This window comes from uncultured Jannaschia sp., from assembly GCF_947494055.1.
Classification (GTDB): domain Bacteria; phylum Pseudomonadota; class Alphaproteobacteria; order Rhodobacterales; family Rhodobacteraceae; genus Jannaschia.
In genome coordinates, this window is the sequence record NZ_CANLTR010000043.1 from 1 (window position 1) to 15,414 (window position 15,414).

The following is a 15,414-nucleotide window of genomic DNA, read 5'->3' on the forward strand; positions in this document are numbered from 1 at the left end:
AACCGGTCGATGCTGCCGATCGCCGCCATCAGTCCTGCCGCCACGGCCAGATTGACTCCGGTGCTGGTCAGCAGCCGCCGGATTGCCTTGAGCCGGACCTTCTCGATCTCCGTGAAGCGCCGCTACGGTCTGGCCCGGCTAAGAACCTGCTCTAGGTGCGGTGGTTCGAGACGATCGAGGAGCTGCGCCGGGCGCTGCTCGTCTTCCAGAAGACCTGCAACGAAAGCTGGCTGACCGAACGACACGGCCACCGCCTGCCAGAGGCCATCAGAGAAGAGCAAACCACAATCAACACAGAGACCGCCCAAGCCCAGTTTCCTGCCTCAAAACCGTGGACCGGTACATTCTGCCAATGTGGGCGCATGACGGTCGTGCCGCAGGCCGGGCTTCGCGAAACCGCGCTTGGGTGACCTCAATCCCCGCCCTTCCCCGCATGGCGGTAGGCGTTGAGGACGACGCCGAGGACGTTGGTCTGCTCGGTGATCTCGCGCTCGCAGGTGTCGAACTGGGCGTAACGGGTGGTGTTCGCGCGGGCGACGATCAGGGCGCAGTCGGCGTTCTTGAGGAAGGCGCGAGTGTCGTCGTTGACGAGCATCGAGGGCAGGTCGAAGATCATCAAGTCGGGCCGGTAGCGCGCCTCGATCTCATCGAGCACATGCGCCGTCTCCTCGGCGAGGAGTAGGCGCGCGGGGTCGACCTCGGCATGCTGGGCCATCGAGACGGCGATGTTGTCACCGAACCGCATCGCTTGGTCAGCGAAGTCGACCTCGCCCGAGATTACCCGGCCGATCGAGGCCTGCGGACGGACCTGCAGGACCTCGTGCACCGAGGGGTCGCGCAGGTCGAGATCGAAGAGGATCGCGCGCAGGTCGCGCTGCCGGCCGAGGCCGAGCGCGAGGTTGCAGGCCATGGTCGTCTTGCCCGAGCTTGGCATCGGCGAGGTGATGGCGAGCCGCTTCCAGCCGTGCTGGCGCATCTGAAGGATTGCCTTGGTGCGCAGGATATCGAAGGGCGCGGCTGCGCTGTTGGCCGCGCGGCTGACGATGCGGTTGGTCTCGAGGAGCGAATTGTCGACGTCGAACGGGGCGATCTCCCGCCAGAGGACCGACAGGCTCTCGCCGTCGCCCGGCGCGATGCGGCGGCTGGTGGCGGTGGCGATCCGGCCCTTCGGTACGCCCGACCGGGTCTTGCGGGCCGTGTCCAGAGCGGCTTGCAGTTTTTCCATCTCGGTCTCAGGTCCTTGGTTCGGTGCTCGGGTGGATGGCGGGGCCGGCGCTCAGCCCAGGCCGAGCCGGTCCAGCCCCTTCTGGACCACGAGATCCAGGGGCAAATAGGTCTGGTCGATGTACCACAGGGCGATCGGCACGCCGATGACCACGATCAGCGTGGCGGTCACGAGGCCTGCCCGGCGCAGGAACCGGTGCCGCCGGCTCTCCATGTAGGGAATTGAGGCGAGCGGCACGATGCCGAATCGGCTCTGCACCTCGGCGGGACGGCGGATCGTCCGGTTGAGGAACTCGAGCAGGACGAAATAGGCCGCCGCGAGTCCGATCCCCGCCGCCGCACCGGCCAGCGCGACTTTCGGGCGGTTCGGGCCCGAGGGTTCGTTCGGGACGTTGGCGTTCTCGATGACGGTGACCCGCTGACCCTGTGCTGTGGTCTCGATCCGCTCGCCTAGACGGGCGGCGTTGAGATTCTGCACGGCGGCTTGGTAGCGTGACTGGGTCGCATCGAAGTCGCGCTCGAGTGCGGCAAGCTGGATACCGTTGGCGGAGCTCGTGGAGATCGAGACAGCAAGGCGGTCGAGCTCGGTCTCGGTCGATTCCATATCGGTAGTAAGGTTCTCGATCCGGCTGTCGACCTCCGAGAGCGTCGCCTCGAGCATGGCCTCCTCGGGCGTCTTGCGCTCGGCCCCCTCGGGCATGCCCGCCTCGATCTGCGCCTCTACCACGGCTTCGAGCCGGTCGACCTGGTTCTGCAGGCGGATTACGCGGGGATTGGTGTCGGTATAGTCCGTTTTCAGAAGCCGCAATTCGGCACGGGCGGCGATGAGTTGCTGCTCCTCGGGGGAGCGGGGGGCGACCTCGCCGCGGACCGAGCCCGTGGTCTCAAAAATATTGATAATGTCGCGCCGCTGGGCCTGAGCGGCGGACAGGTCACGCTCGGTTCGCGACAAACGCTCCTGCAGCAGGGTCTGGCGGTCGAGACGGTAGCTTTGATCCTCGGGCAGCGCGTCGGCGTTCTCGGACTTGAAGGTGACGATCGCCGCACTCTTCTGGCTGAGCTCCTCGCCCAAGCGGCGGACCTCCTCCTGGAAGAACTCGAGCGTGTTCTCGGCGCGCGACATCCGGAACTGGACGTTGGTCTCGAGCATGAGAGTGACGTATTCGTTGACCACCGCCTGCACGATGCGGGCCGAGCGCCCATCGAAGCCGATTGTCATCAGCGTGGCCTCGTCGCGCCCGCTGGAGCGCCTGATCCGCGTATTCGCACGCATTGCCTCGACCACCTCGTCGGGGGACATCGCACGGATGTCGGCAAAGACGTCGAAGCGGTTGGCGATGTCGATCAGGTTGGCACGAGTCATTAGCCGCTGCTCAATAATGTCGAGCTGCTCGATTGCGTTCGATTGCACCGTCGAGGCGGCTAGATCATTCGAAATTTGCGGCGATTCCACAAGAAGACGTGCAGAAGTGTAGTAGGTCTCGGGCAACTTCAGCGCAGTGATCACGCCGAGGCCCGAGCAGACGAGCACGAATAGCGCCATGACCGGGAAGCGCCGCAGGAACAGGCTCCAGTAGAAGCGAAGATCGAGGTTCATTCCGCGGCCTTTCCGGCAAGGCCATTCTCGAGCGGGTCGGTGAGCAGCAAGGGTCCGGTCCTCGTCTTGAGCACGAGCCCGTCATTTACGAGCTCCTGAACTGTGTCGGAATCGACCTCCTCCTGTCCGGCGCTGGCGGCGTAGACGAGCGAGAGATCGCAGAGTTTATTAATGATCCGCGGCACCCCGTCCGCCTCGCGGTGGATCGCCGCCACCGCCTCGGGGGTGAACTCGGACCCGTCGCCGCCTGCGTAGCGCAGGCGGTGGTCGACATAGGAGCGGGTCGTTTCGAGATCCATCGGATCGAGGTGGTAGCTCGCCGAGACGCGTTGCGCGAACTGCCTGAGCTCGGGCCGCGAGATCATGTCGCGCAGCTCGGGCTGGCCCACGAGGATGAGCTGCAGGAGTTCGTCCTTGCCCGAGTTGATGTTGGTGAGCATCCGCAGCTCCTCGAGCGTGTCGAAGCCGAGATTCTGCGCCTCGTCGATGATCAGCACGACCCGCCGGCCGGAGGCGTATTCTTCGAGTACGAAGTCCTGCAGCCGCTGGAACAGGTCGACGTAGTCGCTGCCCGCGGGCATGTCGTCCACGTCGAGAGCGTTGAGCACCCAGCGGAGGAGTGCGCCGCGATCACCCTGCACGTTCGACAGAAGCCCGGCCGTCACCTCGTCGTCGAGGCGGTCGAGCAGCGCCTGCACGAGGGTCGTCTTGCCGATCCCGACCTCGCCGGTGACGACCGTGAGCGGAGCACGTGTCATGAGACCGTATTCCAGCACCGAGAAGGCGCGCAGATGCGCCTTGGACCAGAACAGGAAATCCGGGTCCGGCGACAGCGTGAACGGCCGTTCCCGAAAGCCGAAATGTGCACTGTAGAGGTCGGTTGTCACGGAACGGAAGCCTCGTGAGGAAAGAGATGAAACGCAATGTGCGGGCGAACCCGCTAAAATAGAGTCTACACTACAATTTTGGCACGGTCGGGACCACCCGCAATCCATACCGCCCATATGAAGGAAGAGCCGTATCCCCTTGGCCAACGGATTGGCTAAGCTGGTCTACCGTTTTGATTCGCTATGGATTTCTTCCATCGCGTACGAAAACAGGACGGAACGCACTGAAATCCCTTAAGGTTCCGCGCATCCAACGCTGACGTGGCGCTTCTTTGATCACAATCTCCGGAAGTCGCCCGGAAACCGCTCGAAACGTTGCGTTTCTGCAATCTTTGGCGCCGCACGTAAAGAAGGCTTTGCGTCGATTTTTAGAGATGTTAGAACGACATCGTGCCGATTTGGCGCAGGGGGCCGAACCGTTCCGGGGGGAAGCGAGTCGGTCCCAGGCTCGACAATTTTATAAAAAGGCCCGGTCATTTTTCTCCGGGGTTCTGTAATATGGCGATGTTCTCGACGACGTTGGAGACCGCGAAATCCTATCCGGTTCTCTCGAAGGCTCTTTCCCCCGCTCTCGACGAATCCCCCGCTCGGGCAGGTCGTACCTCCCCCTACCGGCGCGCGGGCAAGCGTGCCTTCGAGACGGTCTTCATCCTGGGCACCGCACCGATCACGCTCGTGGTGCTGGCGGTGATGCTCCTCTTGGTGGCGCTCGACGGGCACAACCCGTTCTACAGCCAGATCCGCGTGGGTCGGGACGGACGGCATTTCCGCATGTGGAAGCTGCGCACGATGGTGCCCGACGCGGACGCGCAGCTGGCCTCCTATCTGGCGGCCAACTCCGAGGCCAAGGCCGAGTGGGACGCGAACCAGAAGCTCAAGCGCGACCCCCGCATCACCTTCGCGGGCCGCATCCTGCGTAAGACCTCCCTCGACGAGCTGCCGCAGCTGTGGAACGTGCTCAACGGCACGATGGCTCTCGTCGGCCCGCGTCCGATGATGCTGAGCCAGCAGGACGAGTATCGCGGTCAGGCCTATTACCGACTGCGTCCGGGCATCACCGGCCTGTGGCAGGTTTCCGAGCGCAACGAGGGCGAGTTCGTCGGCCGCGTCCGCTTCGACGACGTCTACGAGCGCACGGTGTCCTTCCGGATGGATGCCTGGATCATCCTGCGCAGCGTCAGCGTCGTGCTGCGCGCGACGGGTTACTGAACCGCTAAAATTCTAGGACGAATTGCGGCGATTTCGTCGCCTGACCGTGACTGGCTGAGTCTGTCTCGAACCGGTCATCTGGTATAGGGAGCGCCAGAACAGCGTCAAACGAACGTCACGAGGATATCGGGCCATGACCGGAACTGGGTTTCTTCGCATCGCGGCCATCGCGGCCCTGGGCTTTGGGCTCACCGCCTGCCAGAGCGCCGAGGAGCGGGCGGCGGAGCATTACGAGGCCGCGCTCACCCTGATCTCCGAGGGTGATCCCGACCGGGCCGTTGTCGAGCTCCGCAACGTGTTCCAGCTCGACGGCAGCCACCAGGAGGCCCGCCGCCTGCTGGCGCAACTGATGGTCGAGCGCGGCAACCGGCAGGAGGCCTACAGCCAGTACCTGCGCCTCGCAGAGCAGTATCCCGACGATCTCGAGGCGCGGCTGGAGCTTTCCCGCATGGCCTTCGAGGGCCGCAACTGGGACGAGGTCGACCGCCACGGCCTGGTGGCCCAGGAGCTCGCCCCCGACGATCCTCGCGTCCGGGTGATCGAGACTGCGCGCGCCTATCGCGACGCCGCGCAGGGCGACGACGCCTCCGCCCGCCGCGAGATCGCCGCCGAGGCTGAGGCACAGCTCGCCGAGCAGCCGGACGACACGATCCTGCAGAACGTGCTGATCGACAATCACCTGCGCGACAGCGAGTTCTCCGAGGCGCTGGTCCTGATCCGCGCACTGCTCGAGGACGACCCCGAGAACCCGGCCTACAACGAACAGCTCACCGGCGTGCTGGCGCAGATCGGCGACACCGACGCGCTCGAGGCGCAGCTGCGGCGCATGGTCAAACTTCAGCCCGAGGAGACAGGCCCGAAGACCCGCCTGATCCGGTTCTTCATGTCCAACGACGAGCCCGACAAAGCCGAGGCGTTCCTGCGCGAGCTGGCCGAGGCCGCGCCCGAGGGAGACACCGCGCCGCGCGTCGACGTCATCCAGTTCCTGATCCGCACCAAGGGCGAGGAGGCCGCGCGCGCCGAGATCGAGGAAGCCATCGCCACCGCCGCCGATCCGGTGCCGTTCCGCATGATCCGCGCCGGCATGGATTTTACGGGCGGCGCACGCGATGCAGCCGTGGCCGAGGTCGAGGACGTGCTGGCGGGGGCCGAGCCCTCCGACCAGATCGACGAGATCAAGGTCACGCTCGCCCGGATGCTGCTCGCAATGGGCAACGAGGTCGGCGCCCGCACCCAAGTCGAGGAAGTGTTGGCGCGTAGCGCCACGCAGCCCGAGGCGCTCAAGATGCAGGCGCGCTGGAACATCGAGGAGGACGACACCGACGCGGCCATCGCGGCACTTCGCACCGCGCTCGACCAGGAGGCCGAGGATGCCGAGGCGATGACGCTGATGGCGGACGCCTATATCCGCGCGGGCTCCCCGCAGCTCGCGCGCGACTTCCTCGCCTTGGCCGTCGAGACGTCGGGCAACGCGCCCGCCGAGTCGATCCGCTACGCCCGCCTGCTCGTCGAAGAGGAGCGCTACCTGCCGGCCGAGGACATCCTGCTGCCGGCACTCCGGCTTTCGCCCAACAATCTCGAGCTGCTCCTGACGCTGGGCCAGCTCTACATGGCGATGGAGGATTACGCGCGCACCGGTCAGGTGGTCGACACGCTGCGCCGGATCGATTCGCCTGAGGCCCGGCAGGCCGCCGACGGCCTCGAGGCCGCGCGGATCGAGGCGCAGAGCGGCACCGAGGAGGCGATGGACTACCTCGAGACGCTGGCCGGCTCCGCCGATGCAGACGCGTCCTCGCAGCTGACGCTGTTGCGCGCCCGGCTCGGCACCGGCGACGTCGAGGGCGCGCTCGCCATGGCAACGCAGATGCAAGAGGAGAACCCCGAGGACCCGCAGCTCAAATACGCGCTCGCCGTGACCCGGGCCGCCTCGGGCGACGTGGCGGGGGCCGAGACGCTCTACCGCGAGATGATCGAGGCCGACCCGAACCGCCCCGCGCTCTGGATCGACCTGTCGCGTCTGAAGCTGCGCGCGGGCGACCGTGCAGCATCGCAGGCGGTGCTCGAGGAGGGGCTGACGCATCTTCCCGACGATCCGCAGCTGCTCTGGGGCAAGGCGTCCTTCCTCGAACAGGACAACCAGATCGACGCGGCCATCGAGGTCTATGAGACCCTTTACGAGCGCGATTCGAGCTCGGTCGTCGTGGTCAACAACCTCGCGAGCCTTCTGGCCACCTACCGCGACGATCCCGAGAGCCTCGACCGGGCCTGGACGATCGCGCGGCGCATGCGCGACACCGAGCTGCCGCCGATGCAGGACACCTATGGCTGGATCGCCCACAAGCGCGGCGACAGCGAGGATGCCCTGCCCTATCTCGAAAGCGCGGCTTCGGGCCTACCGAACGACCCGCTGGTGCAATACCATCTGGGCGAGGTCTACCGCGCGCTCGACCGGCCCGCAGACGCGCTCGCGCAGATGGAGCGCGCCGTGAATCTCGCCGGCGCGACCGATCAGCGTCCGCAGATCGAGACCGCTCGCGCCCTCGTGCTGAGCCTGCCCGACGAGATCGCCGCAGCAGCGGACGCGGATGCGGACGCCGCGCCAGCCGAAACCGAGAGTGGCAACTGAGACCCGCGCCCCCGGCTGTCGCTGACGCGCGGCGGCCGGGGGGCGTGACGAAGACACTACGGTCGTAAAATAATCGACCGTACCGGAACGTCAGGGGTTCCGATTCGCGCCGCCAGCGTCGAGAACCGACCGGGACGCGCCGCTTAGTTGGCGACAGAGGGCAGGAGAGTTTTCGATGGTGATGGCAATTCGCATGGCACTGGCGGCGATCTTCGCCTTAGTCGCCACAATCGCGGTCGCGCAGCAGGATTACCGGATCCGGAGCGGCGACGTGCTCAGCATCGAGGTGCTGGAGGATTCCGGTCTAAACCGCTCGGTCACGGTGCTGCCCGACGGTCGCTTCAGCTTTCCGCTCGCGGGCACGCTGTCGGCGGGCGGGCGCACGATCGGCCAGGTCCAGGCCTCGATCGCCGACGCGATCGGGTCGAACTTCACCTCGCCGCCCAACGTCTTCGTCGGCGTCCAGCCGCGCGAGCCCGATCCGATCGACCCGAACGCGCTGCTCGGGCCGACCATCGACATCTACATGCTGGGCGAGGTCGCCGCTCCCGGCCTCAAGCAGGTCACGCCGGGCACGACCTTCCTGCAGGCGCTGTCGCAGGCAGGCGGGCTGTCGCGCTTCGCGGCGCAGAAGCGCATCCAGCTGCGCCGCACCGATCCGCAGACCCGCCAGCAGCAGGTTGTGGTCATCAACTACAAGGCGATCACCAACGGGGCCGTCCTGACCCCGGACTTCGCCCTGCAGGAAGGGGACGTGATCCTCGTCCCGGAACGCCGGCTGTTCGAATAAAGGATGGCGACCTTGGGACAGGTTCGCCGCGGGGCCGTTGCGTCCGCCGCCCTTTGGGGGCTGCTCGGCAGTGCCGCAGGCCAGGCGCAGGAGGCCGAGAACGGCGGTTTCCTCGCCACGTTCAGCATCTCGCCGCAGCTCGTCTATTCCGACGACGGTGGCAACGAGGACGGGCTGATCGCCCGGACCGGTTTGGGCCTCGCGATCCGCGATATCACGACGTCGCGACAGTTCTTCGTCGAGGCGACCGGCCGTCTCGAGGAGGGGCTGAGCAGCGATGCCGACACGCCCTCCGGGATCGACGAGCCCCGGTTCGAGCTGGGCTACAGCTTCGGGACGCGCGAGACGGAGATCGACCTCACGGCGAGCTACGCTGAACGCGATGTGGACGACACTTTCGTCGATCCCGAGACGAGTTTCCTCATTCTCGACGAGGGCACGCGCCGGGATCTGAGCCTCGGCCTCGCCGTGGCCTTCGGTCTCGAATCGCCCTTCGGCGGCACCTTCACGCTCAGCCGCTTCGACACGCGGGTGGACGGCACGACCGACGACCGGCTGCAGGATTCCACCACCAACCGGGCGGGCCTCTCGCTACGCTTCCAGCTCGACCCGCGGATCGCCTTGACGACGGCCGGCAGCGTGGTGGATCTCGACGGCAACGACCGTGATCGCCGCAGCGAGCGCGTGAGCACCGGCCTGGAATTCGCCGTCACGCCGACGCTCAACGCCGATACAAGCGTGGGCTACGAGCGCGTCACCGTCGACGAGGACGGCGAGCGCGACGTCGATGACGGCGCCACCTTCGGGATCGGCCTGAGCAAGGCGCAGCCGCGCGGCGAGTTGACCGGGCGCCTCACCTCCGACGTGACCGAGAACGGCCGCCGTACGCAGGTGAACTTCGGCCAGAACATCGACTTCCCGACCGCCACGCTCGCCTACGGGCTGGGCATCGTCTACGAGAACGACGATTTCGCCCCGCTCTTCTCGCTGTCCTACGCGCAGGAGTTGGCGCGCAGCGAGCTGAACGTCTCGCTACGGCAATACTACCTCACTGATATCGAGGGCGACGAGACGATCAGCACTACGCTCTCGGCCAGCGTCACGCGCGAGCTGACCCCGGTCGACTTCGTGACCGGCGCGATCTCGCTTCAAGATACCGCCGTCCAGAGCGGCGACGCGGACGACGCCCGCCGCACCGCCTTCGACGTCACCTACAGCCGCGTGCTGACCCAGGACTGGTCGCTGGTCAGCGGGGCGGGCTACAGCAAGAACGACCGCGATGTCGCCGAGGACGATACCGACAGCGAGGTCTTCGTGGGCCTCCAGAGAACCTTTTCGTGGCGCCGCTGAGGCCAGCGGCGCGCGGACTGATCGGCCTCATCCTTCTCTGCACCCTGATCGAGGCGACGCTGTTGCTGGCCGATCTGGGGGTGCTGGGCCTGCCGCGACTGCGGCAGCTGGCCTATGATTACGCGGGCTTTTGGCCGGGCCTCCTGGGGAACTGGCGGCCGAACTACGCTTTGCAGCCCTGGACGATGTTCCTCACCTACGGCTTCCTGCATGGCGGGCCGGTCCATCTGGTCGTGAACATGATCACGCTGTGGTCGCTGGGCCGGGCGGTGATCGACCGCGTCGGCGGCCGGGGGTTCTGGCTGCTTTACGGGGCGGCGCTCCTGGGCGGTGGCGCGGGATTCGGGCTTCTAGCCTCCGACCTGCGGCCCATGGTCGGCGCCTCGGGCGCGCTCTTCGGGCTGGTTGGCGGCATCCTCGCCTGGACCTACGTGGACCGCTACTCGCTCGAGGAGGCGATGTGGCCGGTGATCCGCGCAGTGCTGCTGCTCGTCGCGCTCAACGTGGTGTTCTGGTGGGCGATGGACGGCCAGCTCGCCTGGGAGACGCATCTGGGCGGCTTCGTCGCCGGCTGGATTATGGCCCTCCTCATCGACCCCCGCCCCCTAGGCGGCGAGCCGGCGTCGCTGTCGAAGCCCCGGGACTGACGTCGCAGAGCAATTACCGCAACGTCGACCGCGCGTTCAGGTCGTAAGAACCCCGGCCCGCCGCATCACCTCCCCGAAACGGTCGAGGAACCAGTCCGGACCCAGAGCCTCCAGAAGGACCGTGCGGGCGCGCTCGGCCATTCGCGCCCGGCGCGCCTCATCCTCGAGGTAAGGCGCGCAGGCCGCCTCCAGATCCGAGAAGTCCCAGGCGACGGGCACGTAGGTCTCTCCGGGCACGAACAGGTCCGGCGCGGTCCGCAGGTGCCGCATGTCCGGCTTCACCAGGACCGCGCCGCACAGGATGCATTCGAAGTCCCGCCAGCAGAGCTCGCCGAACCCGTAGGGGCTCACCGACATCCGGCTCCGCATCATCTCGCGATAGTATTCGTCCTGCGGCACCCGATCGACGGGGGCATGGACATGCCAGCGCCCTTCGAGCCCGCGCAGCGCCTCGACCGCCGCGTTGCGCATCGGATAGGTCCAGACATCCGGCGCGACGCTCGCCCGGCAGGACAGGTCGATGTCCTTGGCCGCGGCGGCAGGCGGCGGCAGGTCGCGGCTCAGATCGTAGATCTTGTCGTCGAGCGCGATGTTCCAGCCGACGACGACCTTGGCCGCCTCCGCCGCGTCGATCCCGCCGGAGCGGGGGATGATGTTGTCCGCGAAGGATGTCCCGAACCCCGTCGCAACGTAGTCCGTGAGGTTCGATTTCCCTGCCCGCTCCTGCGTGTAGTCGGAGAGGTCGGCATAGGCGTGCTTCTTGATGTAGAGGTCGCATTGCCCGAGCACCTCCGGCCAGAGCACCGACAGGTCATCGTCGCCGTCGAAAACCAGCGCCTTGGTCGCCGTCCCCCGGACCCGTCCGAGGGTTTCCCGCGCGATGGCACTTGCTTCCTCCGCCGGGGTCCGGAAGTCGAGCTTCAATCCGACGGCGGCGTGGCGTCGCAGCGCGTCCATGGACATCGCGCGCGCCTCGTCCGGCGTACAGAACGTCGCGACGAGTCCGTAGCGCCCCGCGATGCGGCCGGCGAAGCGTTGGACGGGCGCGAATTGCTGTTCGCTGGTGTAGACCGAGCGGTCCGAGACCAAAAGCAGGGTCCGCGTCTCGACGCCCCGCGCCAGACCGGCCCGGGCCCTCGCCGCCGCGTCGCCCAGGGGGCCGGCACGCAACCGACGCCCGACCTTGCGGGCCACACGCTTCAATCGGTCGGTCCGTCCAGTTCCCGTCACGTCGGCTCCGGTCCGCTGGGCCGCTATACGGCGGCGATCGGTCGAGGGATGGTCGATCCGCCGATCCGGGTCAATCGCCGGGCGTTTTCCATTATCGCAGGCCCCGCTGGAAAACGGGGCCCGGTCGCGATAGGCAGGCCGGGATCATTTACGCAAAAGGTGGATTTCCGATGCATATCGGCATGGCAGGAGCGGGATTGTCCTGCGCGGTCATCGCGCGCGACCTGGCGGAAGCGGGTCACAGAATCAGCATCTTCGAACAGCGCGACCACATCGCGGGCAACTGCCATACCGAGCGCGACGCCGCGACGGGCGTGATGCTGCACGCCTACGGGCCGCATATCTTCCACACCGACGATGCCGAGGTCTGGGATTACGTCAACCGGTTCGCACGGTTCCGGCCCTACGTGAACCGGGTCAAGGCGCGCACCCAGGACCGGGTCTTCTCGCTGCCGATCAACCTGTTGACGATCAACCAGTTCTTCGGCCGCACCATGTCGCCGTCGGAGGCGCGCGCCTTCGTGGAAGGACAGGCCGACACGACGATCGACGAGCCAGCCAATTTCGAGGAGCAGGCTTTGCGCTTCGTGGGCCGCGACCTCTACGAGGCGTTCTTCCTCGGCTACACGCGCAAGCAATGGGGCGTGGAGCCTACCGAGATCCCCGCGAGCATCCTCAAGCGCCTGCCGGTGCGCTTCAGCTACGACGACAACTACTTCGCGCACCGCTTCCAGGGCATGCCCGAGGATGGCTACACGGCGATGATCGCCAACATCCTCGACCACGAGAACATCTCCGTCACGCTGAACACGCGGTTCGATACCGACCGGAAGGACGCGTTCGACCACGTCTTCTGGTCCGGGCCGCTCGACGCCTATTTCGGGCACCGCCACGGGCGGCTTAAATACCGCACGCTCGACTTCGAGCGGGTGACGGGCGAGGGCGACGTGCAGGGCTGCGCGGTGATGAACTACTGCGACGAGTCGGTGCCCTACACGCGGATCACCGAGCACAAGCATTTCAGCCCTTGGGAGGCGCATGACGGCTCGGTCCTGTTCCGCGAATACAGCCGCGCCTGCGGCGAGGACGACATCCCCTATTACCCGATCCACAAGGTCGCGGGCGACGACACGCTCGACCGCTACGCCGAGGCCGCCGCCGCCGAACGCGGCGTGACCTTCGTCGGCCGGCTCGGCACCTACCGCTACATGGACATGGACGTCACCATCCGCGCGGCCTTCGACACGCTCGGGTCGTGGAAGATGTCCCACGCGGCCTGAGCGGGCCTCACTTGTACTCGATCAGCCGCGCCCGGGCACGGGTCAGGCGCCGCCAGAGATAGGTGAGCGCCCCCTGCGCCTCCGGCAGCTTGCCCAGCGTCAGGAACACCGATTGCGGCCAATCCAAGCCGCGCGCGCGAAGGCGCACCATCTGCAACGGCCAGACGAGAAGGAGGAGCGCAGCCCAAGGGGTGACGAACAGACCGAGCAGCGTGACGAGTGGCAGGGCAATTCCCCAGGCGAGGCTGCGGCAGAGCTGGGCCACGCCGTGCCGCTCGGGCGCACTTCCATGCATCGCCACGCCTTCCGCGTAGGTATACCCGGCCCGGCGCGCCCGCTGCCACCATTGACCCGGATGCGTGAGCGCCGCGTCATGCAATGTCATCTCCGCGTCGAGCCGCCAGATCTTCCAGCCGCGGGCGCGCAGGCGCAGGCACATCTCCGGCTCCTCCCCCGCAATGAGGGCCGGATCGTAGCCGCCGACCTCAAGGAGCGCTTGGGTCCGCATCAGCGCGTCGCCGCCGCAGGCGCGGGTTTGTCCCACGGGCGTGTCCCATTCAGCATCGATCATCGCGTTCCAGATCGAGGCTTCGGGATGACGCTCGCGTCGCCGCCCGCAGGCCACGGCCACCTCCGGGTTCGCGTCGAGAAAGGCGTGGGCCGTGTCGATCCAGCCGGGCTGCAGTACGCAATCGGCGTCGACGAACTGGATGTAGAGCGGGTCCGCCCCCTGCCCCGTCAGCCGAGCCAGCCCGGCATTGCGGGCCCGGGCGGCAGTGAAGGGCCGGTCCATGTCGAGTTCGACCACCTCCGCCCCCCGCGCCCGCGCCGCCGCGACGCTGCCATCGGTCGAGCCGCTGTCGACATAGACCACCCGGTCCACCTGCGGGATTAGCGCGTCGAGACAATCGATCAGACGCGCTCCCTCGTTGCGACCGATGGCGATTGCGGCGAGGATTGGCTGCAACTCTTCGGAAGTCTGGCTCACGTGGGTTTCCGGCGGGAGGGTCGCCCGGGGGGGGGCGTGCGTGTGATGCGCGTGGTCTGACGGGTGTAGAGGCTGCTTGACGCCGCGCGCGTCTCCTCCTTGTCGCGCGTATGGGCCTGCGTTGTCTTGCGTGCATGCGCGGCCGTCGGTCGGGACACGATCTCCGGGGGCGCTGATCGCACATAGGCACGGACCGGTTCGTCGACCGCAGCCGGAATGCTGGCCTCTACAGCACGTTCGGTCGCTCCGACCTCAAGGCGGCCCCACAATGCTCCGGCGAGAATCCAAGTGATCGGCGTCACGCTCGCGTTCGGGATCAGGTCAATAAGGTTGCCGGCAAGGATCAGCGCCAGCGTCGAGGTCTCGCGTCCGACCTTAAGCTGACCCGATCGCAGGAACAGCAGGAAAATCGGTAACGTCAGCAGGCCGAACTCGAAGAGGTAACGCGCCCACCCCCCAGAGCCGATGATGATGATCCAGTAGCCGTCGGAGATGGTGATGTCCGCGCCGGTCTCGGAGTCGTAGACCCGCCAGCGCCCCCAGGAACCCCAACCGAAGATCGGGCGCTGCTCCGCCTTCCCGAGGATCATCTCTTCGTTGTCGAAGCGGGTCTGCAGCGAGCTGGCCCGATCAGCGTTGATGCTTGCGGCAGCAGACGTGATGCGCTCGAGCGGAACGAAGCCCGATCCGCGCAGGACAGGATAGGTCAGGAAGATGGAAGCGACGATCACGGCGAAGATCATCTGCATCCGGATCGTGAGGAACAGGGCGACCGGAAGCAACGCCAGCGTGATCACGAGCGCGCCGAGGGATCGCGAAAGGATCAGAACCGCCAGAAGCCAGAAGGCCGCAAGCAGGAACAGGGTCCGACGACGTGCATCGAGCCGCGCGAGACCGATGGCGGCGAAGATCGTGCCGGAGAAGAAGATGGCGAGGACTAGCCCGTGGGACAGGAAGACGAGTGGACGATAACCACCGCCTCGCACGTGCTGAGCGAAGGAATGCGGGAAGAATCCGTAAATCCACTGATTGAGTTGCGGCGAAAGCCGTATCTCGATCAAAGCCAGAAAGGAGTAGGCCAGCCCGGCAACGCAGAGCGTCAGGAGTACCATCCGATGGGCCTCGGGCGTGGCAAGGTATTTCCGCGCCAAGAACATCGGTAGGACCATCATCAACGTGTTCAGGACGATCGAGAACCCGTCGTAGAGACTCAAGCCGGCAAGGACCCGCCCCCCGTAGATCAACGTATCCGAATTGGTCACGACGGACAGAAAGGCACTGGCGATTAATCCCAACAGCAGCATCCGGGCGAGCGTCAGGCGCGACCAGGCACCGGCAAGTCTAGCCTCCGAACTACGTGGCGGAACCAGCAGGGCAGCCATCAATAGGGCCGTGAGGGCAGGAGCCGTATATTTGTTGAGTGGCGGCAGGACGGGAAAGTCAATTCCTCCCCGTTCGGGCAGAAGGAGGAACCCCCCAATCAGCGTGACCAGAATTGCCAGGGGTAGACGCAGCTTCTGGAAGAGAACCGCGCCGATCACGGGCCAGGCGAAGATGGCGAAGAGTGGCGGCATCGATCCCGACAG

General features: G+C 66.4%; 12 protein-coding genes and 1 pseudogene. 7 read left to right on the top strand and 6 right to left on the bottom strand.

Annotated elements, in window-relative coordinates:
• Positions 1-143: 143 nt before the first annotated feature.
• Positions 144-272, top strand: a pseudogene (locus Q1A87_RS19680) (IS3 family transposase); the annotation flags it as partial.
• Between the two features lie 140 nt (positions 273-412).
• On the opposite strand, the gene Q1A87_RS19685 reads toward Q1A87_RS19680, so the two are convergent.
• Genes Q1A87_RS19685 through Q1A87_RS19695 form a run of 3 tightly spaced genes read right to left on the bottom strand, consistent with a single transcriptional unit; the run spans position 413 to position 3,708 of the window.
• Positions 413-1,225, bottom strand: a complete 813-nt coding sequence (locus tag Q1A87_RS19685; protein ID WP_299655410.1) for a CpsD/CapB family tyrosine-protein kinase — start codon at positions 1,223-1,225, stop codon at positions 413-415.
• A 51-nt stretch (positions 1,226-1,276) separates the two neighbouring features.
• Positions 1,277-2,821 carry a chain length-determining protein gene (locus Q1A87_RS19690; protein WP_299655413.1) on the bottom strand — a complete coding sequence of 515 codons (1,545 nt, stop codon included), beginning with the start codon at positions 2,819-2,821 and terminating at the stop codon, positions 1,277-1,279.
• Complete coding sequence (locus Q1A87_RS19695; RefSeq protein ID WP_299655416.1) at positions 2,818-3,708, bottom strand: AAA family ATPase; 891 nt, start codon at positions 3,706-3,708, stop codon at positions 2,818-2,820. The genes Q1A87_RS19690 and Q1A87_RS19695 overlap by 4 nt, the downstream gene beginning before the upstream one ends.
• Positions 3,709-4,206: 498 nt before the next feature.
• Between Q1A87_RS19695 and Q1A87_RS19700 the strand changes: the two genes are divergently transcribed.
• The 5 genes from Q1A87_RS19700 (at position 4,207) to Q1A87_RS19720 (ending at position 10,330) form a co-directional block, all read left to right on the top strand.
• Entirely contained in the window at positions 4,207-4,917 is a 711-nt protein-coding gene (locus tag Q1A87_RS19700) for a sugar transferase (RefSeq protein WP_299655419.1), read from the top strand.
• A gap of 133 nt (positions 4,918-5,050) precedes the next feature.
• Entirely contained in the window at positions 5,051-7,543 is a 2,493-nt protein-coding gene (locus tag Q1A87_RS19705; RefSeq protein WP_299655422.1) for a tetratricopeptide repeat protein, read from the top strand.
• A gap of 175 nt (positions 7,544-7,718) precedes the next feature.
• The gene (locus tag Q1A87_RS19710) at positions 7,719-8,333 is read left to right on the top strand and encodes a polysaccharide biosynthesis/export family protein (protein WP_299655425.1); all 615 of its coding nucleotides are present in this window, start codon (positions 7,719-7,721) and stop codon (positions 8,331-8,333) included.
• A 12-nt stretch (positions 8,334-8,345) separates the two neighbouring features.
• Positions 8,346-9,683 (top strand): hypothetical protein, encoded by a 1,338-nt coding sequence (locus Q1A87_RS19715; protein ID WP_299655428.1) that lies wholly within the window; start codon positions 8,346-8,348, stop codon positions 9,681-9,683.
• Positions 9,671-10,330 (top strand): rhomboid family intramembrane serine protease, encoded by a 660-nt coding sequence (locus tag Q1A87_RS19720; RefSeq protein ID WP_299655431.1) that lies wholly within the window; start codon positions 9,671-9,673, stop codon positions 10,328-10,330. The genes Q1A87_RS19715 and Q1A87_RS19720 overlap by 13 nt, the downstream gene beginning before the upstream one ends.
• Positions 10,331-10,366: 36 nt before the next feature.
• On the opposite strand, the gene Q1A87_RS19725 is transcribed toward Q1A87_RS19720, so the two are convergent.
• Entirely contained in the window at positions 10,367-11,560 is a 1,194-nt protein-coding gene (locus Q1A87_RS19725) for a glycosyltransferase (protein ID WP_299655434.1), read from the bottom strand.
• Between the two features lie 170 nt (positions 11,561-11,730).
• Here Q1A87_RS19725 and Q1A87_RS19730 point away from each other — a divergent pair, with 170 nt between their 5' ends.
• The gene (locus tag Q1A87_RS19730; RefSeq protein ID WP_299655437.1) at positions 11,731-12,840 is read left to right on the top strand and encodes a UDP-galactopyranose mutase; all 1,110 of its coding nucleotides are present in this window, start codon (positions 11,731-11,733) and stop codon (positions 12,838-12,840) included.
• Positions 12,841-12,847: 7 nt separating this feature from the next.
• Here Q1A87_RS19730 and Q1A87_RS19735 read toward each other — a convergent pair whose 3' ends face one another.
• Entirely contained in the window at positions 12,848-13,828 is a 981-nt protein-coding gene (locus Q1A87_RS19735) for a glycosyltransferase (protein WP_299655440.1), read from the bottom strand.
• On the bottom strand, positions 13,825-15,402 hold the full coding sequence (locus tag Q1A87_RS19740; protein ID WP_299655443.1) for a hypothetical protein: 1,578 nt from the start codon (positions 15,400-15,402) through the stop codon (positions 13,825-13,827). The genes Q1A87_RS19735 and Q1A87_RS19740 overlap by 4 nt, the downstream gene beginning before the upstream one ends.
• Positions 15,403-15,414: the final 12 nt, after the last annotated feature.